Here is a 22,427-nt window from a genome sequence, read left to right on the forward strand (position 1 = left end):
CGGCGCCACCGGAGCCCGCAGGTGCGGCCTCCGGTGGCGGGGTCACCGTCCCGTCGGTGGGCGGCACCGTTGATCGGTTACGGCTTCACCACGGTGCCGCCGAACGTCACGACGAGGCGGCCGTCCGCGGCGAACGACCAGTCCAGGGCTCCGTCGTACGCGGAGCAGCGGGAGCCGTTCGAGCCGGTCCAGAACTGGTTCGAACCGTCGGCGTCGCCGACCGTCTTGTCGTTGGACCCGCTGCCGCTGCGGCAGGAGGTGTTGTTCCGGTACACGGAAGTGCCTTTGTCGAAGGAGAAGTTTCGCTCTTCGTTGTCGATGCCGACGTTGTCCGACACCGTCATGGAACCCGGGTTGCTGTTGTACGTGAATCCGTGATGGCCGTTGCCGTAGGCGATGTTGCGGCGCACGATGTGGTCGACCTCGATGCCGTCGCCGCCGAGCTTGAAGCCGTTGCGGTCGCCGTCGGCGTTCACGGTTCCGTCCGAGAGCGTGCCGTTGCTGTACGAGAGGGAGTCCTCGATGGTCACCGGCCCGATGGGACCCGTCTCGTTCTTGGTGTAGAGGTCCCAGCCGTCGTCGATGTTGTTGTGGGACACCGTGTAGCGGAAGACGTTTCCGGGGCCGGAAGTGAGCTTGGAGGCGAACCCGTCGGCGTCCTCGCCGTCCGAGTCGGCGTTGTCGTGCGACTCCGAACTCAGGATGAGGTTGTTGGCGGGCCACTCGTCGTCCGGAGTGGTCGAGGCGATCCGTGAGATCTGCAGCCCCGAGTCATGGTTGAAGCGCGTCACGACGCGTTCGACGATGTTGTCGCTGCCACCGACGAAGATCCCGTTGTCACCGGCGTGCTCGACGGTGATGCCGTTGATGTGCCAGAAGTCGCCGTTCACGGCGAGCCCGCGGTTGGCCGGGTCCTCACTCATCTCCGCGAAGTTCAGCACCGGGGCCTCCCCCGGGTACGCGGACAGCGTCGTGCGTGCACTCGACGAACCGTCGTTGCCCGGCGGGATGGTGACCGTCTGTGCGTAGTGGTACGTGCCGCCGCGCAGGTAGACCGTGCCACCGGAGCCGACGCGGCTGATCGCCGAGGCGAGCGTCGTCGGGTCCGCCTCGGTTCCGGCCGCTCCGTCGGTGCCGTCGGGTGCTACGTACAGAGCGGTGGCGTCCAGCGGCATGGAGACGACTGCCGCCCGGCCGAAGACGCTGTGGCCGGGGGCCGCGGACGACGCTCCGGCCCGGTGCGGGGTGGGCGCGGCCTGGGCGGTCGTGCCCGACACGGCGGCAAGCGAGCCGGCCAGCAGGGTGACACAGGCGATGACGGGTTTGATCTGCATCGTTCGACTCCAGGTGGGGTTTGGTTCGTTCGACGAGTTCGTGCAGCGAGGTCGTGCGGTGACTCGGTCCGCCTCTGGGTGTGGGGCGGCGGGTCGGCCAACTGCGGTGCGGGCATGGCTATTTCGGTGACGGGCAAGGCCGAGTCCGCGTCAGGTGAGAACGTGAGCACCCCTTCTGTCGAGGCGTCGGACGTGGCACCGTGTCAGTTCGAGTTCATGAACGGTCCACACGGAGAGGAACCTCCGAATGTGCCGCGCAAGCGCTTTCTATAGACCCTAAGCATCGATCATGTTCACGTCAATGGACATGTATCTGAAACATAATCAAGTCTGTGAACATTGGCGGTGCACGCCACCCCGGGCCCGTGACGGCCGACGGGCACTACGGAGATGGGCGCCCGGCAGACCGGCCGGTGCCCCCTACCGGTGCAACGCCTGGTCGGTCAGGCGTTCTCGGCCGCCGTCCGCCTGTCGCTGCCGGGTGCGAGGACACCCAGGCCGAACAGGTCGACGGCCTGGTTGATCAGCACATCGGCCCGCGAGGCGTCGAGGTAGTTGTCGACGAACATCTGGGAGAGGCCGTAGACGAGGGCCTGAGCGGCGATCCTGATCATCTCGGCATCGCCTTGCCGCAGTTCGCCGCACCGTTGCCCCGCAATGACCAGATCGGTGATGCCGTCGGTCAACGCCCGATGCCCCTCCTCCATCGCGGGCGTGCGGTCCGCGGCGAAAACGGCCCTGCGAAGCAGGGCGAACCGGTGCGGGTGAGCCAGGGCGTAGTGCACGAACGCGGCCCCGAGGGCCCGGAAGGGGAGCGTGTCCGCCGAGTCCACGGCGGCCATCTGGGCTGCGCCGAAGTCCGCCGCGACCGCCTCGCCGACCGCCGCGAGAAGGGCGGCCCGGTCAGGGAAGTGCCTGAACGGTGCAGATGCGGAGACACCCGCCCTGCGGGCGACCTCCCGGACGGTCACCGCCTCCGTGCCGCCCTCGTCCAGCAGTTCGACCGCATGTGCGACCAGCGCCTCCGGCAAGGAACCGTGGTGGTAGGGCCGTCCGGCCGCCCGGGTGTTCATGCAGCCAGTCGTACCACACCTTGACACCCCGCCCGAGGGCCGATGTACTCAGCGCTCACATTGATGTGCTCACCGATCACACTGGGGTGCTCATGGACCGACTACGCGGCGGCCGAGCGAGATCGCAGCGCAACCGGACCGCCCTGGCCGCTGCGGCCCTGGCGTCCGCAGTGACCGTACTGGCAGGGTGCGGCAGCGACGTGCCGGCGTTGGAGTTCGGGGCGGCGAAGCCGTCCGGCCCCCGGCTCGACGCGCAGCCGCCCCAAGGAAGTTCGCTGCCGGTGGCGCAGTGGCCGGACGCGTGCGAGGCGCTGGGCGACGACGAGATCCTCGCGATCCTGCCGCAGGCGGAGGACTTCGAGCGCGAGCCCGTCAAGGTCACCGTCCTCAACTTCAACCCGCTCACGGAGTCGGAGCCGGGAACCACGGGCGACGTCCCGAAAGGTGGCTGCACGACCTCGTTCGGCCTGCCGGCCGAGTACGAGAGCAAGCACAACAGCAGGGTCCGCATCGTGTTCCAGAGCGTCGCGGACCCCGCGCTCGTGGCGAAGGCATACGCGAAGGACCGGGCGTACGAAGCGAAGGACGGCGGCCAGGACCCCGAGAAGTACCGGGACCTCGGCGCCTCACTCGGCCCTGCAGGGTGCTTCCTCAAGGAGGCCGACCAACTGGTGTGCCATCAGGGCCCTTACGAGTTCGAGGTGAGTGGATCCTCGACCGCGGACGGTGTCGGTGAGTACCCGGAGTCCGACAAGAACTGGCGCGAGGAGGTACTGACCGAGGTGGTACGCACCCTGAGCGCCCGCATGGACGGCAGGCCGTGAGGGCCCTGTTCCCGTAAGGGCTCCGACCGGGTGGGAGCGGCGGTGGAGGCGTTCGGCCGGAGACGGTTCATGGCTCCGTGACGGCGGCTCCTGGCTCCTCCATGTCCGGCGCCGGTGGGATCGCCGCGCCGGCCGACAGCAGTCTCTGCGCCAGCACGCGGCAGCGCGTGCCGAGTTCCGGAGGGTCGAGTACCTCGAAGTCGTGTCCCAGCAGGAGTACGTGCATGAGCACGGCGTCGAGGTCGGCAGCGCCGCTGAGCACCTCGCAGAGCTCGCTCCCCCGCCCTCGCACGACGGCCGCCGATGCCGGAATCTGCGCGCGCACGGTGTCGGCCGACGCGTGCACGAGGAAGCGCGCCCGGTGCGCGTAGACCCGGCTGGCCACACCCTCCTGTACGTACGTCGCCGCGTCGGGCGCCGTGCGCGGGCGAAAGCGCCAGGCCCGCGCGGCCACGTCGGTCATCCGGTCGACGCGGAAGGTGCGCCAGTCGTCGCGATCGAGATCGTAGGAGAGGAGGTACCACCGCCGGTCGGAGGCGACCAAGCGGTAGGGCTCGACCCGTCGCCGTCGCACCTCGGCCCCCGACCGGTAGTCGAAGCCGGCCTCGACTTCGTCGCGGCAGGCTCTGGCCAGTGTCATGAGGGCCTCGGGATCGACCGGCGTACGGCCTCCGCCGAAGGATTCCACCGCGCCGGAGAGTGCGCGCACCTCGTGCCGCAGCCGGGTGGGCAGCACCTGGTCGAGCTTGGTCAGCGCCCGGAGTGCGGCGTCGCCCGCGCCGGCAACCGCGCCATCCGCACCGGCGAGCAGCGCGACTGCGGTGGCGATCGCCTCCTGGTCGTCGAGAAGCAGCGGCGGCAGATCCTGCCCCCGGCCGAGCCGGTAGCCGCCGCCGACACCCTGGCCGGCATGCACCGGATAGCCGAGCGTGCGCAGCCGTTCGACATCGCGTCGTACCGTGCGCGGCGTCACCCCCAGCCGGCCGGCGAGCTCGGGTCCGGTCCAGACCCGGCGCTGCTGCAGCAGCCCGAGCAGGGTGAGCACCCGCTCCGTCGTACCCAGATCGTCACCGTCTGCCACGTCCATCCCCTCACCCTGCCAGAGATGGCGGACCGATCCTGTCCGCCAGAGGTGCCAGGGTGGGGGGATGGACGTGGACGCACGCGACCGGAACCTGGCACTGCGCGACCTCCTCCTGCACACGAGTCCAGCTACGAGCGGAGCAACCCGATGAGCCGGCACATCCAGGTCACCTTCGACGCCCACGACCCGCGGGCGCTCTCGTCCTTCTGGCGCGACGCACTCGACTACGTCCACCCCGGGCCGCCCGGAGTCGACCTGCCCGAGGGCGCCGACCCGCTGGCGGCGTGGGACGACTTCCTCGCACGGATCGGCGTACCGGCGGAACAGCGCAACTCGAGATCGGCAATCGAGGACCCGGCCGGGCACGGCCCACGCGTGTTCTTCCAGCAGGTGCCGGAGGACAAGGTCGCCAAGAATCGCGTCCACCTCGACATCCGCGCGGCTCCCGGACTGCAGGGAGAGGAACGGATGGCGGCGCTGGAGGCCGAGTGCGACCGGCTCGTCGCGCTGGGTGCGAAGCGGGTACGTCGCGACGAGCCGGCTCCCCCGATGGGTGCCGGCCTCATCGTGATGACCGACCCCGAGGGCAACGAATTCTGCCTGGACTGACGGAGCCCCGGTAGTTCCGGGAGCGTCCGGCGCTTCGGGCGCAGCCGTGCCACTGCGGCGTTCGACGCGGCCCTGTGCCTTCATCCGGTCGCGGAGCGGCGCCGCTCGGTGAGGGCGATGGCGGTGGTCGGGATCAGGGTGAGGGCGGCGATGGCGGTGCCGACCACGGCCGGGCCGGTGGTCCCGAGCGACGAGCCGAGGGTGAGGCCGGCCATCCAGGATCCGACCGCGGTGCCGAGGTTGAAGGCCGAGACCGTCAGGGCGGAGGCCAGGACGGGTGCCTGGCGGGCGAAGCGTACGGCGAGGGACATCAGCACGGGGTTGGCGCCGAGGCCGAAGAAGCCCAGCAGAGCGACCAGAATGACGGTGGGCACCGTGTAGCCGGCCAGCAGGGATAGCGCGAGGAGCAGGAGTGCGGCTCCTGCGGCGGCCGTGACGGTCACCATGTGCGGGCGGCGGTCGCCCAGACGGCCTCCGACGAGCGAACCGGCCAGGGCGCCGAGGCCGAAGGCGACGAGGACCAGGGGCACGATCCCGGACGCGATCCCCGACCGCTCGGTCAGCAGCGGCGAGATGTAGGAGTACGCCGCCAGGACGCCGCCGGTCGTGGTGGCACAGGCCGCCAGCACCAGCCACAGGCGGCCGGAGCCCAGCGCGGTCAGTTCCGACCGGACCGACGCCGGCTGCTGGTCGCCACTGTCGTGCGGGACGGTGCGGGCGATGAGCGCGATGGCCGCCGCGGCGAGGGCCGCGAGGGCCCAGAACGGTCCGCGCCAGCCCATGAGCTGTCCGGCGAACGCGCCCACCGGCACGCCGACGACGTTCGCGAGCATCGCTCCCGCACCGACCAGCCCCAGTGCACGGGAGGCCGCGGCAGGGCCTGCGGCGCGTACAGCGGCCACGTTGGCCACCGCCCAGAACGCGCCGGTGGCGATCGCGGTGAGGAACCGTGCCGCCAGAACGAGGGTGAAGTCCGAGCCGAGGGCGACGATGACGTGCCCGGCGGCGAAGACGCCCAGGGCCAGCATCAGCGTCAGCCGCTTGGGCATCCTCAGGGTGAGCATCGCCATCAACGGTGCGCCGACGATCATCCCGAGGGCGAAGACGGTGATCATCAGGCCGGTCCGCGCGACGCTGACCTGCAGGTCGCCCGCGATCTCCGGCAGCAGGCCGGCCACCACGAACTCGGTCGTGCCCATCAGGAACGTGCCGAGCGCGAGCACGTGGACGACGAGCGGCATCCGGGTGGCCGGCGGCCGCGCGCCGCTTTCGGCACGTCCCTCGGCGGGGGCGTGAAGGACTGCTCCTCGCGTACTCAAGGTTTCATCTCCCTGGGGGTGGTGATCGGGGTACGTCTCCCAGGAAAGGGGCCGCCCCGCCCTTGAGGAAGGTCGCGTTTATGGGGGGTACAAGCTCAACCTCCCTGTTTGCGAGCCGGTGGCTACCGTGGAAGGCATGGACCCACGCCCCGACGAACGCTCCGACCACCGCGCCGAGATCCGCGACTTCCTCACGGGCCGCCGCGCGAAGATCACCCCGGAGCAGGCCGGGCTTCCGACCAGCGGCCGGCGCCGGGTGCCGGGGCTGCGTCGCGAGGAGGTCGCCGTGCTGGCCGGGGTGAGCACCGAGTGGTACACCCGGCTGGAGAAGGGGCACATCGCGGGGGTGTCCGACGACGTCGTCGAAGCGGTCGCTCGCGCCCTGCGGCTGGACGACGACGAGCGCACCTACCTGTTCGATCTGGCCCGTGCGGCCCGGCCCGCCCGCCGCCGTCCGTCGCGACGCAAGGACGTCGACGTCCCGCCCCCGGTCCAGTGGCTGCTCGACTCCGTGACGCTGTCGTCGGCCTTCGTGCGCAACGGCCGCCAGGACATCGTCGCCGCCAACCCGCTCGGCAGGGCCTTGCACTCCCCGGTGCTCGACAGCAGCACGACCGACCAGCACGGCCGACCCAACCTGGCCCGCTACATCTTCCTCGACCCCGGAGCTCAGGACTTCTTCGTCGACTTCGACGCCGCCGCTGTCGCGACCGCCGCCCTGCTGCGGGCCGAAGCCGGACGGGAGCCGCACGACCGGGCGCTGCGCGATCTCATCGGCGAGCTGTCCACCCTCAGCCCCGACTTCCGTACCGTGTGGGCGGCCCACGACGTCCGCATCCGCCACGACGGGGTCAAACTGCTTCGGCACCCGGACGTCGGCGACCTGGAGCTGACCTACCGGTCTCTGGACCTTCCCGTGTCCCCGCGTGCGGTTCACGACCTGACCCTCTACACCGCCGAGCCGGGCAGCACCTCCGAGGACCGCCTCAAGCTCCTCGCCAGCCTGGCGGCGACCCGCGCCCCGGCTACGGACCCCAGCGACCGGCTCGGCTGAGGGGCCGCTCCCCACCGCCGAACTCCCGTTCACCGAGGCGCTGGCCATGGTGCGCAACGGCACGATCGTCGACGCGAAGACCATCCTGCTGCTCCAATGGGCCGCCCTCGACGGCCCGTTCGGTCGGCCGGACCCGAGTGCAGCGCAGCCGCGCTGAACCATTACGCCATTGCGACAGGGGCGTCCGTCGGTTCTGCCGCTTCTGCGGAACGAGCCGCGTTCCGTCGGTCGTCGATGGGATCGGCCGGCAACAGGGCCGCCGGAGCCCGGCGGTCAGAGGGCGGCGAGCAGGCCGTCGAGCGCGGCGGGTACGCGGTCGGGGTCGAGCGCCTCGACGAGGACGCGGCCGTAGTGGATCTTGCGCCCCTTCTTCGACCCGAGAAACCGCCGCAGGTGCCGCTGCGGAGTACGGCCCTGCTGGGCGGGCTGGTGCAGGAAGGTACGGAAGGCGCGCAGGTCGCCCTCGGCCTGGATGAGCTCCTCCACGCGCGTCACACCCAGCGCGCGGATGAGCTCGTCCTCCAGATCCGCCGAGCAGACGAAGAACTTCTCCCGGGCTGCATCCGCGCGTTCCAAACCGCGTGTGTAGTAGGGCCGTTCGGCCTCGTCACAGAGCCCGGTGAGCCGGAGGTCCAGCCCGGGCGGCCCGAGCAGGCGGGCGAAGCGCCCGACGCTCATGGCGCCCCCCATCGGCAGGACGCAGATTCCCTCGGCCGCCAGGTCCCGGCCCCTGCGCGCGGCCAGGGCGTTGACCGCCGCGGAGTCGCTCGGCCCTTCCAGCAGGACGGCTGCCCGGACGGACAGCCGCGCGGCCAGTTCGCGCGCGGGTTCACCCGGGCCGCCGGCCGCCCACGCGATGACAGCCTCTCGGAACAACCCCATGTCAGCCACGTAAGGAGTCTCTGTCATTCCTCGGCGCAACGGTAGGGAGTTCCGCAGGGCCACGCGGCTACGGGCGGCGGGGCGCCGAGGACGGGTCGAGGTGGGTGCGCCGTCCGTCGTGATCGAGGATGCACAGGATCTCTACCGGCCCGCCGTGCGCCTTGATGGCGTGGGAAATCATGGTGGAGAACTCAGCTGCCTGGCCCGTCTCGACCCGGATGGCGCGTTCACCGAGGATCAGCGTGACGGCGCCCGACAGGTCGGTGAACCAGTCGGAGCAGCCGAGCCGTACCCCGCCCGCGGCCGCCCGTCACCCCGGTGCGGGCGATGACGCACCGTCCCGCACCCGTCCCGCGCCGCCCGTCAGTGGCCGCCGCCGCCGACGGAAAGGCGCTCGCGCAGGACCGCACTCAGGGCCGTCGGCTCCCGGGCGATCAGGCCGGCCAGAGTCGGGTCGACAGCGGCGAACTCGCCGGCGCGGGCGGCCGCGAAGACGCCCAGCAACTGGTCGGCCGCATCGGCAGGCACACCGTTGCCCAGCAGTTGGTCGCGGAACCGGCCGTCGGACGTGATGCCCCTCGTGACCGTGCGGCCCGAAGCATCGGAGGCGATACCGGCCACGTCGTCGAAGGTCAGCGCCTGCGCGGCGGTGAGCGGCGGCGTGGGGCCGTCGAACCGCCCTTCGTCGGCCAGGACGGCCGCGGCCGCGTCGGCCAGGTCACCGTGCGTCGTCCAGCTGACCGGACCGTCCTCGGGGAGCACCAGGTCGCCGGACTCGGCGGCATGGCCGAGGAACTGCACCGCGACAGCGGCATGGAAGCCATTGCGCAAAGCGGTGAACGGCACGCCCGAGGCGCTCAGCGCCTGCTCGGTGGCGGCATGGTCGCGGCAGGCCTGGAAGTGCGACGAGGCGTGGGCACCCATGTGGCTGGTGTAGAGGATGCGACGGGCACCCGCGGCGACGGCCGCGTCGATGGCGGTTCGGTGGAGCCGCACCGCCTCCTCACCCATCCGGTCGACGGACACGATGAGGACCTGCGAGGCGCCCTCGAAGGCATGGGCGAGACCGGCGGGCTCGTCGAAGCTGCCGCGCCGGACCCGAACCCCCTGGTCGGCGAACGCCTGCGCCTTCTGCGGGTCCCTGACGCTGACGCCGACCCGGTCCGCCGGTACGCGTACCAACAGCCTCTCGACGATCTGCCGCCCGAGCTGTCCGGTGGCTCCGGTAACGATGATCATGATGCACTCCCACGTCCGTACAGTTCCAATGGAATCCCCTTAACGGTAACACCGATACTAACGCTGGAACCACCATTGCCGTATCGTCGATACACGCCATCACGTTCACGCAGCGCCACCGGCGCCGAGTCCGACACTCGGCCCCCGATCCCGAGCAGCCACGGCAGAGGGTCATCGAGCCCGCCGCCGACCTGCTGGCACGCGAGGGCCGCGAAGCGGTCACCACCCGGGCGGTCGCGGTCGCGGCGAGCCTCCAGCCGCCGGCCATCTACCGGCTGTTCGGCGACAAGGACGGGCTGCTCGAAGCGGTGGCCGAGCACGGCTTCGCCAGGTTCCTCGCGGCCGAGCACGTCGACCCCGACCCCCGGGATCCCATCGAGGACCTGCGGGCCGGCTGGGATCTGGCGGTCGAGTTCGGGCTGACCAACCCGGCCCGGTACACGCTGATGTACAGCGAGCCCACGGACCCGGCATCGGCCGCTTTCAAGGCCGGGATGGAGATTCCGATGGGCCGATCCGGCGCCTGGCCACCGGCGGCAGGCTCCGCGTGGACGAGGAACCGGCGGCCATGATCATCCATGCCGCGGGGCACGGAGCGGTGCTCACCTGGCCGTCCGTGCCGGAGGACCGCCGCGACCCGGCCCTGCTGACCTCGCTGCGGGAATCCATGGTCGCCGCCGTCACCGACCAGGAACCGGCGGTGCGGAGCGCGGGCCCGGCCGGCGTCGCACGCACCCTGCGTGCGGCGCTCCCCGATCGGACGACCCTCAGCGCCTCGGAGCAGCGCTCCTGAGGGAATGGCTGGCGCGCCTCGCCTCCTGCGACGGCGCGCGCACCTGGCAGCGTGCCGCCGTACTCAAACCCTCACGAGGGCACGGGGGCGATCGGTCGCAGTCAGCCGGCCACCGGCGACCCCAGCTGTTCCCGGTACGCCCGGGCCGTCGCCGCCAGCGCGTCGAGTGCATCCCTGGTCCGTACGAGGTCGGCGATGTGCGCGGAGAGCCGATCGCGCTCCTGCGCCATCCGCTCCAGCGCGGAGTCGGAGTTCTCTCTGCTGGGCGCGTCGACGCAGGGCAGCAGTTCGACGATGGTCCGGCTGGAGAGGCCTGCGGTGTAGAGGCGCTGGACGAACGCGACCCGCTCGACGTCGTCGTCCGTGTAGTGCCGCTGCCCGCTGGAACTGCGGGTGCTGGTGAGCAGCCCCTGCTCCTCGTAGTAGCGCACGGACCGGACGCTGACCCCTGCCCGTGACGCGAGCTCCCCGATGCGCACGAAAGCCTCCCGGTCGTGTCCTGCGTCACAGGACTTGCCTCTGACATCAATGTGAGGTTTTAGCGTAACTGCGTGCCCGGGGTTCGGGCACCGCTGAACGCGAAGGAGTCCTGCCGTGACATCCCTATTCACCGGCTACCGTCTTGCCGGTCTGACGCTGCCCAACCGAGTGGTCATGGCACCGATGACCCGGGTGCGGGCCGCTGCCGGCGGGCTGGCGACACCGTCCATGGCCGCCTACTACGCCCAGCGTGCCAGCGCCGGGCTGATCGTGAGCGAAGGGGTCCAGCCGAGCACGATCGGGCAGTCCAATCCCGGGACTCCGGGGCTGCACACCGACGAGCAGGTCGCGTCCTGGCGCCCCGTGACCGCGGCCGTCCATGCCAACGGCGGGCGGATCTTCGCCCAGATCATGCACGGCGGCCGCGTCTCGCACCCCGACACCACCGGCCTGCAGCCGGTCGGCCCCTCGGCCGTCCCCGCCGTCGGTGACGTGTTCACCCCGACCGGGCCCCAGCCCGCCCCGCTGCCCCGTGCCCTGGACACCGCCGAGGTCCCCGAACACGCACAGTCGTACGCCCGGGCCGCCCGCCGTGCCGTCGACGCCGGTTTCGACGGGGTGGAGCTGCACGGCGCCAACGGCTACCTGATCTCCCAGTTCCTCTCGACCAACGCCAACCTGCGCACGGACCGTTACGGCGGCTCCGTCGCCAACCGGATCCGCTTCGCGGTCGAGGCAGCCGCCGCCACCGTCGACGCCGTCGGCGGTGACAGGACCGGAATCCGCCTCTCGCCCGGCGGGCTGTTCTGGGGGGTCGAGGACAGCGAGACCATCGAGCTCTACACCGCGCTTCTGACCGAACTGGCCCGCCTCGACGTCGCTTACGTACATCTCGAGGCCACCGTCGAGGAGGAGGCGCTCCTCACGCTGCGCCGCGCGTGGCCCGGCACCCTGGTCATCAACCCCACCCTTCCCATGGGTCCCAAGCAGACCGGACGGGACGACGCCGACCACTGGCTCGGCCTCGGGGCCGACCTGATCAGCTTCGGCCGCGCCTTCATCGCCAACCCCGACCTCGTCGAGCGGCTGCGCCGCGGACTGCCGATCGCCCCTGTCGACGAGGCCACGTACTACCAGGGCGGCGATGCGGGCTACCTGACCTACCCGGCCCATCAGTACGCGGCCTGACTCCCCGCGCTCGCGCCCGCCGGTCACACCTGTGTCCGGCGGGCTGTCGGCGCGTGCCCGGCAGGGACGTCGGTACGCCGCAGTGACCCGCCGAGGGTGATGCGTTCCAGGACCCAGAGCACGACGGTCCCGGCCGAGAGGGAGGCGCCCAGGACGCACACGCCGCTCCAGCCACCGCGCACCCAGACCACCGAGGTGAGCGCGGACCCTGCCGCACCGCCGACGAAGAAGGCGGTCATGAAGGCGGAGTTGATCCGGTTGCGGGCCTCGGGGCGGAGGGCGTAGATGACGTTCTGGGTACTGTTGAGCACCGCCTGATGTGCCAGGTCCAGCGCGATGACGCCGATGAGCAGCCAGACGAGGGAGTCGGCGCCGGCTGCGACGGCCGCCCAGGAGCCCAGCAGCAGGAGCGTTCCGGCGCCGGTCACGATCTGGACGTGCCCGCGGTCAGCCAGCCGCCCCGCGACCGTGGCGGCCAGCGCGCCCGCGGCGCCGACCAGACCGAAGAGGCCGATGGCCGACTCCTGCCAGTCGTACGGGGACCGCACCAGCAGGAACGTCAGCGCCGTCCACAGCACGCTGAACGAAGCCATGCTCAGAGCGCCGATGCCCGAGCGCCACCGCAGCAGCGGCTCGTACCGGAACATCGCGACCGTCGAGCGCAACAAGCCGGGATAGGTCAGGCCGCTGCCGCCCCCGCCGAGCCGGGGCAGGAAGAGCCGCAGGAGGAGGGCCATCAGCGCCATCAGGACCGCGTTCACCCAGTAGACCGTGCGCCAGCCGCCCACCTCCGACAGCGCTCCGGAAGCGGTGCGGGCCAGCAGGAGGCCGAGCAGCAGACCGGTCATCACCGTGCCGACCACCTTGCCGCGTTCGGCCGGGGCCGCAAGTGACACCGCGAACGGCACCACCACCTGCGCTCCCACGGAGGTCAGCGCGGTCAGGGCCGTTCCGGCAAGCAGCACGGCTCCGTTGACGGCGGTGGCCGACACCAGCAGGAACAGCGCCGTCGCCGCGTAGAGGAGCACTGCCAGCCGTCGGCGCTCCATCAGATCGCCGAGCGGCACCAGCAGAATCAGGCCGAGCGCGTACCCGCCCTGGGCCACCGTCACGACCAGTGCCGCCGTCGTGGTCCCGAGTCCCAGTTCCCGGCCGATGAGATCGAGCAGGGGCTGCGCGAAGTAGTTGCCGGCTACCGCCAGTCCCGTCGCCACGGACATGAGCAGGAGCAGCCCGCGCGATAAGCCACCGCTCGCACCCGGTCTTGTCTTTGTCATGACCTCATCGTCAGTGACGGGTCATCGATGAGTCCAACACATGCTGTGCATCCCAACGATCGTGAATCACGATGGGTCCATGGACCTTCAGCAGATGCGCTACGTCGTCGCAGTCGCGGAGACGAAGAACTTCACCCGGGCCGCCGAACAGTGCCTGGTCGTCCAGTCCGCGCTGAGCCATCAGATCGCCCGGCTGGAGCGTGAGCTGGGTGCCAGGCTGTTCGAGCGGACCAGCCGCCGGGTCCGGCTGACCGCCGCCGGCGAGGCGTTCCTCCCCGCGGCCCGTCAGTCCCTCGACGCCGCCGAGCGGGCACGGGCGGAGGTGGCGGCCGTTGCCGGGGAGATCCGGGGCCCGCTCGCCGTCGGAGCCATTCCCACCGTGACGGCAGTCGACCTGCCCGCCGCACTCAAGCGGTTCCACCTGCGTCATCGGGAGGTACGCATCAGCCTGCGCGCAGGCGCGAGCGAGGAACTGGTCGAACGGGTGCGGCAGGGCACCCTGGACGCCGCGTTCCTCGGACTGCCCCTGGGGCCGCGGCCCAAGGGGGTGCGTGGCAGGGAGCTGGCGCGAGGTCACCTCGTCGCCGTGGTTCCGCCCGGTCACGCACTGGCGAGCCAGGAGGAGGTGAACCTGGCGCGGCTGGCGGACGAGCCGTTCGTCGACTTCCCCGCGGGCACAGCCGGGCGGGTGCAGACGGACGATGCCTTCACGGCGGCGGGGGTGCGGCGCGAGGTCGCCTTCGAGGTGACGGCGCCCGAGCCCATGGCCCGTCTGATCCGGCAGGGGCTCGGGATCGGGATGCTGCCCGCCGCCTTCGTCGAGGAGTTCTCCGACCTGCCCGTCGTCCGGCTCCGTGACGCGCCGGTCCGGGTTGAGCACCTGGTCTGGAGCAGCGGCCGGCCCTCCCCCGCTGCCACGGCCTTCCTGTCCATGTTCGGTGTCGTGGAAGCGTCGGGGGCCGGGGGCGGGTGACGGGGCGTGAGGTGTCCGGGGTCATGCGTTCGAGGTCGCTTCGGCGCGTCCGGCCCCCGGTCCCGGGCGCCCTGGGCAGCACGGCGGGCCTCGATCGCGGCACGTGACGCACGCCATCCTTTGCGCCCGCGATCTCTGGGAAGGTCTCCGGTACGGTGTCGAACGCTCCGGGCCCGAGAACCACGGAGCACTTCGCCACCGCCACGTGACCACCGGATGCCATCCGTGCATCCCGTGCGACATCGCCTGTCCTGAGGCCACGCGCCCGTGACACGACTGGGGAGTTTGATGTTCGACAAGGTATTGGTCGCCAACCGCGGGGAGATCGCGATCCGGGCGTTCCGCGCGGCGTTCGAGCTCGGCATCTCCACCGTGGCCGTGTACCCGCACGAGGACCGCAATTCCCTGCACCGCGCCAAGGCCGACGAGGCCTACCGGATCGGGGAGCCCGGGCATCCCGTACGGGCCTATCTCTCGGTGGACGAGGTGATCAAGGCCGCCCGTAAGGCTGGCGCGGACGCGGTCTACCCGGGGTACGGCTTCCTGTCGGAGAATCCGGACCTCGCTGCCGCGTGTTCCGAGGCCGGGATCACGTTCGTCGGGCCGCCGGCATCGGTACTGAACCTGACGGGGAACAAGTCCCGGGCGGTCGCGGCCGCACGGGAGGCCGGCGTTCCGGTGCTGAAGTCGTCCGAACCCTCCGAGGACGTCGACGCGCTCGTCGCGGCCTCCGAGGACATCGGCTTCCCGGTCTTCGTGAAGGCCGTCGCCGGCGGCGGCGGGCGCGGCATGCGCCGGGTCGCGCAGCCCGGTGAGCTGCGCGAGTCAATCGACGCGGCCATGCGTGAGGCGCGTTCCTCGTTCGGCGACGCGACGGTCTTCCTGGAGCAGGCGGTGATCAACCCCCGCCACATCGAGGTGCAGATCCTCGCCGACGCCGACGGCAACGTCGTCCATCTCTACGAGCGGGACTGCTCGTTGCAGCGCCGCCATCAGAAGGTCGTCGAGATCGCGCCCGCCCCGAACCTGGACCCGGAACTGCGGGACCGGATCTGTGCCGACGCGGTCGCCTTCGCGCGCCACATCGGGTACGTGAACGCGGGCACCGTCGAGTTCCTCGTCGACGAGCGCGGCAACCACGTGTTCATCGAGATGAACCCGCGCATCCAGGTCGAGCACACCGTCACCGAGCAGGTCACCGGACGCGACCTGGTGATCGCGCAGCTGCGCATCGCCGCCGGCATGACGCTGCCCGATCTGCATCTCACGCAGGACGACATCAGCCTCAACGGCACGGCGCTGCAGTGCCGCATCACGACGGAGGACCCGGCCAACGGGTTCCGGCCGGACACCGGCACCATCTCCGCGTACCGCTCACCCGGCGGGCCCGGCGTACGGCTGGACGGCGGCACCGTCCACACCGGCGCCGAGGTGTCGGCCCACTTCGACTCGATGCTGGTCAAACTGACCTGTCACGGGCACGACTTCACCAACGCGGCCCGCCGTGCACGCCGGGCGATCGCGGAGTTCCGCATCCGCGGAGTGGCGACGAACCTGCCGTTCCTGGGAGCCGTGCTGGATCAGCCGGACTTCCGGGCGGGGCACATCACGACCAGCTTCATCGAGGAGCATCCGGAACTGATCCGGGCCCGCCCCTCGGCCGACCGGGGCAGTCGCATGCTCGGCTATCTCGCCGAGACCACGGTCAACCGGCCGTACGGCCCCCGCCCCTCGGTCATCGAGCCCGCCGACAAGCTGCCCGCCCTGCCGGCCGGAACACCGCCGGCCGGGTCCCGGCAGCGCCTCGCGGCCCTCGGCCCGGAGGCCTTCGCCGCCGAGCTGCGCGCCCAGCCGGCCGTCGCCGTCACCGACACCACGTTCCGCGACGCCCACCAGTCCCTCCTGGCCACCCGGGTCCGTACCCGCGACCTGCTGGCCGTCGCCCCGCACGTCGCGCAGACCGTGCCCCAGCTGCTGAGCATCGAGTGCTGGGGCGGGGCCACGTACGACGTGGCGCTGCGCTTCCTGGCCGAGGACCCGTGGGAGCGGCTGGCCAAGCTCCGGGAGGCCGTGCCGAACATCTGTACGCAGATGCTGCTGCGCGGGCGCAACACGGTCGGCTACACGCCCTATCCCACCGAGGTCACCGAGGCGTTCGTCGCCGAGGCCGCGTCCACCGGGATGGACATCTTCCGGATCTTCGACGCCCTCAACGACGTGTCCCAGATGCGTCCGGCGATCGACGCCGTCCGCGCCACCGGTACTTCGGTCGCAGAGGTCGCCCTCTGCTACACCGCGGACCTCTCGGACCCCGGCGAGACCCTGTACACGCTGGACTACTACCTGCGTCTAGCCGAGCAGATCGTGGAGGCGGGCGCCCATGTCCTCGCCATCAAGGACATGGCCGGGCTGCTGCGTCCGCCCGCGGCCCGCACCCTCGTCACCGCGCTGCGCGAACGGTTCGACCTGCCGGTCCACCTGCACACCCACGACACCGCCGGCGGGCAGCTGGGCACGCTGATCGCCGCGATCGACGCGGGTGTGGACGCGGTGGACGCGGCCGTCGCCTCCATGGCCGGGACCACCAGCCAACCCCCGATGTCGGCGCTGGTGGCCGCCACCGACCACACCCCGCGCGCGACCGGCCTCTCCCTCCAGGCTGTCGGCGACCTGGAGCCGTACTGGGAGGCGACCCGCAAGGTGTACGCGCCGTTCGAGTCCGGGCTGGCCTCGCCGACGGGCCGGATCTACCACCACGAGATCCCCGGCGGGCAGCTGTCCAACCTGCGCCAGCAGGCCATCGCCCTCGGTCTGGGCGACCGTTTCGAGCTCATCGAGGACTGCTACGCCGCGGCCGACCGCATGCTCGGCCGGTTGGTGAAGGTGACGCCGTCGTCGAAGGTGGTCGGCGATCTGGCCCTGCATCTGGTGGGGGCGGGGGTCGAGGCGTCGGACTTCGAGTCGGACCCCGGTAAGTTCGACGTGCCGGACTCCGTGATCGGATTCCTGCGGGGTGAGCTGGGCGACCCGCCCGGTGGCTGGCCGGAGCCCTTCCGCACCCGCGCGCTGCAGGGCCGGCCGGCGAAGGCGCAGACGCCGCACCTCTCGGACGAGGACCTCGAAGCGCTGCGCGAGTCGCCTCGCGCGACGCTGAACCGGCTTCTGTTCCCCGGCCCGACCAAGGAGTTCAACGCGCACCGCGAGGCGTACGGGGACACGTCCGTGCTGCCGACGCAGGACTTCCTGTACGGCCTGGAGACGGAGACCGAGCACACGGTGACGCTCGACCCCGGTGTCACCCTGCTGATCGAGCTGGAGGCGATCTCCGAACCCGACGAGCGCGGCTTCCGGAGCGTACTGGCCACCCTCAACGGGCAGTTGCGGCCTGTTTCGGTACGGGACAGGTCCGTGGCGACCGATGTGAAGGCGGCGGAGAAGGCGGACCGCGGCAACGAGAGCCACGTCGCCGCACCGTTCGCCGGCGTCGTGACGCTGCAGGTCGAGGAGGGCACGTCGGTGTCGGCCGGCCAGACGGTCGCCACCATCGAGGCGATGAAGATGGAGGCCTCCATCACCGCTCAGGCAGCAGGGGTGGTGCGCCGCCTGGCGATCGGCAAGGTGCAGCAGGTCGAGGCCGGTGATCTGCTCATCGAGGTCGGCTGACGCTCCGGCCCGCCCGTACGTACGCGGGCGGGCCCGTCGGGCCCGGTCTCAGCTCAGGCGGAACACCGGGCCGCGCGGCATGAACGGCAACGAGGCACCCTGCGGGATCAGGAAGGCGTGCTCGCGCCGGATCCGCAGGGTGTCGCACCACCCGTCGGTGATGAGGAGCAGCGGGGCCGTCGGCGGGAAGTCGTCGGCCCGCTGCAACAGGTCGACGCCCGGCTGGAGTTCGGTCCCACCACGGCCCCGGACCCGCACCCGGCCGGCGATCTCGGACGGTGGCAGGTAGCCGGCGTCGTACGCTGCCGCGTCGCAGAAGACGACGCGCGCCGCGGGTACGTCCCGTGCTTCCGCGTACGAGGCGATGGCACCGAGCGCCTTGCCCAGCAGGGCGCTGTTCATCGAGCCGGAGGTGTCCAGGACGACGCCGAAAGTGCAGCGGGCCGTCTCCTGCGGTGGGAAGTACCGGCCGGCACGCGGAATGTCGGGCGTCGACGCCTGCCGCCGCGCGGGGCGCGCGTAGGAGCGTACGGGCTCCGGCCTGGGCACGTACTCGTCGAACCAGCGGGCCAGTCTCGCGTCCCACGGCACGGGCGGGTGGGCGAGCGCCCGGATCTCCTCGACGAGTCCGGCGGGCAGGAGGCCGCGCTCCCCGTACTGGTGCAGGTCGAAGCCCTGGACCAGCCCGCGCCTGTAGAACTCGTCCAGATCGGTGTACGCGCGGGCCTCGGCGTGCGGCAGCGGCTCGCCGAGGATGTCGCCGGTACCCCTGCCCCGCAGGGTGGCGAGGCGGCGCTGCCGGCGCAGGTCGCCCGCGATGCGGTCGTACACCTCCTCGGCGGACAGCCCGCGCAGGCCGGGGTCGTACAGCAGCCCTTCGGGCATCTCGCCCACACGCATCTGCACGAGCCAGTCGTTGACGACGTAGTCCGCCGCGACGTTGAAGAGGAAAGGGTCGCGGCCACCGCGGCGCTCGCCGTGGCGCAGGGCGGCGTGCAGCATCTCGTGGGCGAGGACGAAGCGCCATTCCTCGTCGGTGAACGTCCGCAGCGGGTTGATGTAGATCTCGCCCGCGACGGAGCTCACCGCGGCGATGTCGATGCGCTGCGACCGGGCCAGTTCGTCGTCGGCGACGACCGTGAGACCGGCTGCGAGCCCACCGAGCAAGGGGTATGAGGAGACGAACCAGTTCAGGGCCCGGTCCCAGGGCTGCTGCGGTGCGCGCACTCCGGTGACGCTGTCGCGGCGGCCGCCCGCCACGTCCATCGCGGCGGAGACGCTGCGGGTGAGGGCGCGGGCGAAGGAGGTCTCCCAGTCGGGGACGGCGGAGTTGTTCCATGTCCGCCAGGTGGTGAGGATCTGGTCCGGGTGCTCGCCCGCGGTTCCGCAGTGTTCGTACAGGGCGGGGATCCCGTCACGACGCCAGCGGGCGGCGAGTTGCTCCTCGTCACCGCCTGGGTAGGACTCCGGCAGGTCGGTGGGGACACGTCCGGTCGGGTGGGTGAGCAGGAAACGGTTGACGACCACGCAGCGTGCCGCGAGGTCGAACCGGTCGGGCTGCTCGCGCGGCTCGTCCGCCGAGGCCGGTACGTGGCCGAAGCCCAGGTGCAGCAGGCAGTGGGCGAGGACCCATGCCCATTCGGCCGGATCGGCGCGTTTGGCGGGGTGGAGGTGGACGGTGCCGTTGGAGGTGACGGCGGCCAGTCCCCCGGCCGGGGTCAGTTCGCATGCCGTCTGCCGGCACACGGATGCCTCGACGGCGGCGAAGGCGGGGTTGCGTTTGACCATGGCGAGCCCGGCGGCGAACGCCTCGGCGGCCGGGTCGGACGCGGGGCCCTTGCTTCCCTTTCCGCCCTTGCCGTTGGCCTGACGGCCCGTCGTGGTCCTCATCGCCGGGCCTCCACCAGCCTGGGCATGTCGCGTGCGGCCTCGACGAGGAACCAGGCGGGCAGCACCGGCTGGCCGTCGACGTCGTCCGCGATGACGGTCTGCGCGACCTCGACGGAGATCTCGGCCAGTTGAACGAGCAGCGACTTGGCCCGGTAGGCCGTCTGCCGCATCGACGCCGACACGTGCTCCTTGCGCCGCGGCAGCTCCTTCACAAGCCGTCCGCGGAACGCCTCTGCCAGGTAGTACAGCAGGTCACGGTCCTCGAGCCGGGCGGGCCAGGAGGCATCGCCCTTCAGGATCGCCTCGATGCCGAAGGCGTGGCGCACGATCTTCGCGTAGCCGCAGAAGGAGACGGCGTGCGCGGGGGTGAGCGTGCCGTGCACGAGGACCTTCAGCGTCTCCTCGTCGATGTCCGGGCCGAAGGAGTGCAGGGCGTCGGAGAGCATGTGCCAGGACCGGGGGGTGGAGAACGGCTCCTCGCTCTTGGGCGGCTGCGACCACAGGTGGTCCGGGCGGTCGACGAGGTAGTCCGTCACCCACGGATGGATGCCGTTCTCCCCCGCCCACACCAGCCAGTCCGCTGCCGAGGCCCGCAGGTGGACGTGGGTGAGCCGGTTGACCAGCGCGGACGCGATCGGCCTCGCCAGCGCGTTGTCCGTGGCACGGTTGCCGGCGCCGATGACGATCGAGCCGGCGGGCAGTTCGTACGATCCGATCCGCCGGTCCAGGATCAGCGAGTAGAAGGCCTTCTGGACGTCGGGGGTGGCGGCGTTGAGCTCGTCGAGGAAGAGACAGTAGGGCTCGTCGCGGGCGATGGCCTCCGGCGGGCAGAACACGGAACGCCCGTCGCGGATCTGCGGCACCCCGATCAGGTCCTCCGGTGCGAGCTGCGTCCCGAGGAGGCTGACACAGTCCATACCCAGTGAATCGGCGAACTTCCGCACGAGCGACGACTTCCCGATCCCCGGTGCTCCCCAGAGGAACACCGGGCGCACGGTGGCGAGCCCCAGCAGCAGTTCGGGGATCTGGGCGGGAGTGACGGTGACGGCGGCCTGCACGCTGGGGAGTTCCTTAGTGGCTGGGAAGTCGAAGTTCGCCCAGTATGCGGAGGCCAGGTGATGCGCGCAGCCGAATTTCGCAGGGTTGCCCCACCCTGTCAGTGACGGTCCGAGGGAACGTAGCGGCGGAAGCCCTGTGCCGCTGCCTTGAAGCCGCACGCTTCGTAGAAGGTGTGGACGTACGCCTCATCCGCTGCCAGCAACTGCACCTTGTAGCAGCCGCTCTCCTCGGCTAGGGCGTTTCTTTCCGATCATCGGATCGTTGGTTTAGTCGTGCCGTTGACTGACGCCCAGTGGGCGCGGATAGAGCCGTTGTTGCCTGATCGGACGCCAAGACGAGGCGGGCGGTGGCGTGATCACCGGCAGATGATCGATGCCATCGCCTGGAAGTTCCAGACCGGGTCGCAGTGGGTGCACCTCCCGGCCGAGTACGGCTCGTGGAAGGGCGTCTATACGCGGCTGCGGAACTGGGCCATCGATGGCACATGGGAACGGGTCTTCACCGCGCTTCTCGCCCAGGCCGATGCCGAAGGCGACGTGGACTGGGTAGTCGCGGTGGACTCCACGATCGTGCGCGTGCACCAGAACGGCGCCGGCGCCCGCAAAAAGGGGCTCCGGCTGACGAACCCGAAGACCACGCGATTGGACGGTCTCGTGGTGGCTTGACCACGAAGATCCATCTCGCTGCTGACAGCCGCTGTCGCCCGTTGGGCTTCGTACTCACGCCCGGCCAGGCCGGAGACGCGCCGGCGTTCGATCACGTGATGGCTGCCATTCGGATCCCTCGCCGGGTTGGCAGGCCCAGGACCAGGCCCTTCATGGTGCTGGCGGACAAGGCGTACTCATCAAGAGCCATCCGGGACCACCTGCGACGGCGCGGAGTACGGGCCGTGATCCCGCAACCTGCCGACCAGATCGCCAACCGCAAGCGCAGAGGCCGCAGCGGTGGGCGCCCACCCGGATTCGACCGCGAGGCATACAAGCAACGCAACACCGTCGAACGCTGCATCAATCGAATCAAGCAATGGCGTGGTCTGGCCACCCGTTACGAGAAAACCGCCACGGTCTACCGTGCCGGCCTCCTCGTCGCGGCCATCTTCCTCTGGTCCGCCTGCTGAAATGATCGCTTACGGCCGGAGGCACTCTCCCTGTGGATCGAAGCAGATGAGCCCATGGTCGCGAGCCAGCGAAGCTGCGTACTCGGACACCTCCTCAGCCTTGCCGTATGACATGAGCAGGTACACGATCGGGCCCGATGCCTCATCGATGACCGGTGGCGACGCCCATACGACACTGAGGTCGATGTCGTCCGGGTATCGCGCGACGAGTGCTTCCACGTACGCCGTGATGCGCGGCGCCGGAGGCACGACGACATCGTCCGACTCCAGGTAGCGCTCGTAGAGCTCGTCGTAGGTCGAGCCAGCTTGGTGGTTGTCGAGTGGACGGTCGCCGTCCCACACAGCAAGGTCATAGCTCACAGGCGCATCGTCGCAGGCAGCAGTTCTGCCGACGCCAGCAGGCCCTGCGATCGAACCTCCACCAGTGATCCGTAAGAGACCCCCTAGGGCCAATGCCGTTCGGTTAGAGGTTCGATGCTCGGCGTTTCGGCTGGTGATACGGGTGCAGCCCTTGTAGGGGTTCTCGGGTCCGCCAAGACTCGTGTTCCTTCACAAGGGCTGCTGTGTCC

General features: G+C 70.7%; 20 protein-coding genes and 2 pseudogenes. 11 read left to right on the forward strand and 11 right to left on the reverse strand.

Annotation, left to right across the window (positions count from 1 at the left end):
• Positions 1–77 precede the first annotated feature (77 nt).
• Positions 78–1,334, reverse strand: a complete 1,257-nt coding sequence (locus ACIBJG_RS36930; RefSeq protein ID WP_399314481.1) for a right-handed parallel beta-helix repeat-containing protein — start codon at positions 1,332–1,334, stop codon at positions 78–80.
• Between the two features lie 443 nt (positions 1,335–1,777).
• A complete protein-coding gene (locus tag ACIBJG_RS36935) occupies positions 1,778–2,407 on the reverse strand; it encodes a TetR/AcrR family transcriptional regulator (protein WP_399314482.1) in 630 nt (209 codons plus the stop codon).
• Between the two features lie 92 nt (positions 2,408–2,499).
• Here ACIBJG_RS36935 and ACIBJG_RS36940 point away from each other — a divergent pair, with 92 nt between their 5' ends.
• Positions 2,500–3,231, forward strand: a complete 732-nt coding sequence (locus ACIBJG_RS36940) for a hypothetical protein (RefSeq protein ID WP_399314484.1) — start codon at positions 2,500–2,502, stop codon at positions 3,229–3,231.
• Between the two features lie 67 nt (positions 3,232–3,298).
• On the opposite strand, the gene ACIBJG_RS36945 is transcribed toward ACIBJG_RS36940, so the two are convergent.
• On the reverse strand, positions 3,299–4,318 hold the full coding sequence (locus tag ACIBJG_RS36945; protein WP_399314485.1) for a helix-turn-helix transcriptional regulator: 1,020 nt from the start codon (positions 4,316–4,318) through the stop codon (positions 3,299–3,301).
• 144 nt (positions 4,319–4,462) lie between these two features.
• Here ACIBJG_RS36945 and ACIBJG_RS36950 point away from each other — a divergent pair, with 144 nt between their 5' ends.
• Positions 4,463–4,924, forward strand: coding sequence for a VOC family protein (locus tag ACIBJG_RS36950; RefSeq protein WP_399314487.1), 462 nt, complete (start codon positions 4,463–4,465; stop codon positions 4,922–4,924).
• 80 nt (positions 4,925–5,004) lie between these two features.
• Here ACIBJG_RS36950 and ACIBJG_RS36955 read toward each other — a convergent pair whose 3' ends face one another.
• Positions 5,005–6,243: an MFS transporter gene (locus tag ACIBJG_RS36955; RefSeq protein WP_399314489.1), complete on the reverse strand. Its 1,239-nt coding sequence runs from the start codon at positions 6,241–6,243 to the stop codon at positions 5,005–5,007.
• A 136-nt stretch (positions 6,244–6,379) separates the two neighbouring features.
• Here ACIBJG_RS36955 and ACIBJG_RS36960 point away from each other — a divergent pair, with 136 nt between their 5' ends.
• Complete coding sequence (locus ACIBJG_RS36960; protein ID WP_399314491.1) at positions 6,380–7,297, forward strand: helix-turn-helix transcriptional regulator; 918 nt, start codon at positions 6,380–6,382, stop codon at positions 7,295–7,297.
• 16 nt (positions 7,298–7,313) lie between these two features.
• Positions 7,314–7,454: pseudogene (locus ACIBJG_RS36965) on the forward strand (GDP-mannose pyrophosphatase); the annotation flags it as partial.
• 116 nt (positions 7,455–7,570) lie between these two features.
• On the opposite strand, the gene ACIBJG_RS36970 reads toward ACIBJG_RS36965, so the two are convergent.
• Both ACIBJG_RS36970 and ACIBJG_RS36975 read right to left on the reverse strand, forming a co-directional pair.
• Positions 7,571–8,188 (reverse strand): TOPRIM nucleotidyl transferase/hydrolase domain-containing protein, encoded by a 618-nt coding sequence (locus tag ACIBJG_RS36970; protein WP_399314494.1) that lies wholly within the window; start codon positions 8,186–8,188, stop codon positions 7,571–7,573.
• Between the two features lie 354 nt (positions 8,189–8,542).
• Complete coding sequence (locus ACIBJG_RS36975) at positions 8,543–9,418, reverse strand: NAD(P)H-binding protein (protein WP_399314496.1); 876 nt, start codon at positions 9,416–9,418, stop codon at positions 8,543–8,545.
• Between the two features lie 194 nt (positions 9,419–9,612).
• Here ACIBJG_RS36975 and ACIBJG_RS36980 point away from each other — a divergent pair.
• The 3 genes and pseudogenes from ACIBJG_RS36980 to ACIBJG_RS36990 form a co-directional block, all read left to right on the forward strand.
• Positions 9,613–9,669, forward strand: a pseudogene (locus ACIBJG_RS36980) (hypothetical protein); the annotation flags it as partial.
• A gap of 57 nt (positions 9,670–9,726) precedes the next feature.
• On the forward strand, positions 9,727–9,990 hold the full coding sequence (locus ACIBJG_RS36985) for a hypothetical protein (protein WP_399314498.1): 264 nt from the start codon (positions 9,727–9,729) through the stop codon (positions 9,988–9,990).
• Positions 9,987–10,211, forward strand: a complete 225-nt coding sequence (locus tag ACIBJG_RS36990; protein WP_399314500.1) for a hypothetical protein — start codon at positions 9,987–9,989, stop codon at positions 10,209–10,211. Before ACIBJG_RS36985 ends, ACIBJG_RS36990 begins: the two co-directional genes overlap by 4 nt.
• Positions 10,212–10,312: 101 nt before the next feature.
• Here ACIBJG_RS36990 and ACIBJG_RS36995 read toward each other — a convergent pair whose 3' ends face one another.
• A complete protein-coding gene (locus ACIBJG_RS36995) occupies positions 10,313–10,690 on the reverse strand; it encodes a MerR family transcriptional regulator (RefSeq protein ID WP_399314501.1) in 378 nt (125 codons plus the stop codon).
• A 115-nt stretch (positions 10,691–10,805) separates the two neighbouring features.
• Between ACIBJG_RS36995 and ACIBJG_RS37000 the strand changes: the two genes are divergently transcribed.
• Positions 10,806–11,879 carry an alkene reductase gene (locus ACIBJG_RS37000; protein WP_399314503.1) on the forward strand — a complete coding sequence of 358 codons (1,074 nt, stop codon included), beginning with the start codon at positions 10,806–10,808 and terminating at the stop codon, positions 11,877–11,879.
• Between the two features lie 23 nt (positions 11,880–11,902).
• Here ACIBJG_RS37000 and ACIBJG_RS37005 read toward each other — a convergent pair whose 3' ends face one another.
• Positions 11,903–13,156, reverse strand: a complete 1,254-nt coding sequence (locus tag ACIBJG_RS37005; RefSeq protein ID WP_399314504.1) for an MFS transporter — start codon at positions 13,154–13,156, stop codon at positions 11,903–11,905.
• 79 nt (positions 13,157–13,235) lie between these two features.
• Between ACIBJG_RS37005 and ACIBJG_RS37010 the strand changes: the two genes are divergently transcribed.
• Together ACIBJG_RS37010 and ACIBJG_RS37015 are read left to right on the forward strand one after the other, a co-directional pair.
• Positions 13,236–14,129, forward strand: a complete 894-nt coding sequence (locus ACIBJG_RS37010) for a LysR family transcriptional regulator (RefSeq protein ID WP_399314505.1) — start codon at positions 13,236–13,238, stop codon at positions 14,127–14,129.
• A 288-nt stretch (positions 14,130–14,417) separates the two neighbouring features.
• Positions 14,418–17,792, forward strand: coding sequence for a pyruvate carboxylase (locus ACIBJG_RS37015; protein ID WP_399314507.1), 3,375 nt, complete (start codon positions 14,418–14,420; stop codon positions 17,790–17,792).
• A gap of 48 nt (positions 17,793–17,840) precedes the next feature.
• Here the strand turns inward: ACIBJG_RS37015 and ACIBJG_RS37020 are convergent, their stop codons facing one another.
• Together ACIBJG_RS37020 and ACIBJG_RS37025 are read right to left on the reverse strand one after the other, a co-directional pair.
• The gene (locus ACIBJG_RS37020) at positions 17,841–19,682 is read right to left on the reverse strand and encodes a hypothetical protein (RefSeq protein WP_399314509.1); all 1,842 of its coding nucleotides are present in this window, start codon (positions 19,680–19,682) and stop codon (positions 17,841–17,843) included.
• Complete coding sequence (locus ACIBJG_RS37025; protein WP_399314510.1) at positions 19,679–20,740, reverse strand: ATP-binding protein; 1,062 nt, start codon at positions 20,738–20,740, stop codon at positions 19,679–19,681. The genes ACIBJG_RS37020 and ACIBJG_RS37025 overlap by 4 nt, the downstream gene beginning before the upstream one ends.
• A 273-nt stretch (positions 20,741–21,013) precedes the next feature.
• Between ACIBJG_RS37025 and ACIBJG_RS37030 the strand changes: the two genes are divergently transcribed.
• Positions 21,014–21,858, forward strand: a protein-coding gene (locus ACIBJG_RS37030) for an IS5 family transposase (RefSeq protein ID WP_399314512.1) whose coding sequence is annotated in 2 segments (ribosomal slippage) — positions 21,014–21,356 and positions 21,356–21,858 — 846 coding nt in all. Because the reading frame shifts where the segments join, the coding sequence is not laid out codon by codon here.
• Positions 21,859–21,867: 9 nt separating this feature from the next.
• Here ACIBJG_RS37030 and ACIBJG_RS37035 read toward each other — a convergent pair.
• Positions 21,868–22,218: a hypothetical protein gene (locus ACIBJG_RS37035; protein WP_371629236.1), complete on the reverse strand. Its 351-nt coding sequence runs from the start codon at positions 22,216–22,218 to the stop codon at positions 21,868–21,870.
• Positions 22,219–22,427: the final 209 nt, after the last annotated feature.

This window comes from Streptomyces sp. NPDC050422, assembly GCF_044458665.1.
Taxonomy (GTDB): Bacteria; Actinomycetota; Actinomycetes; order Streptomycetales; family Streptomycetaceae; genus Streptomyces.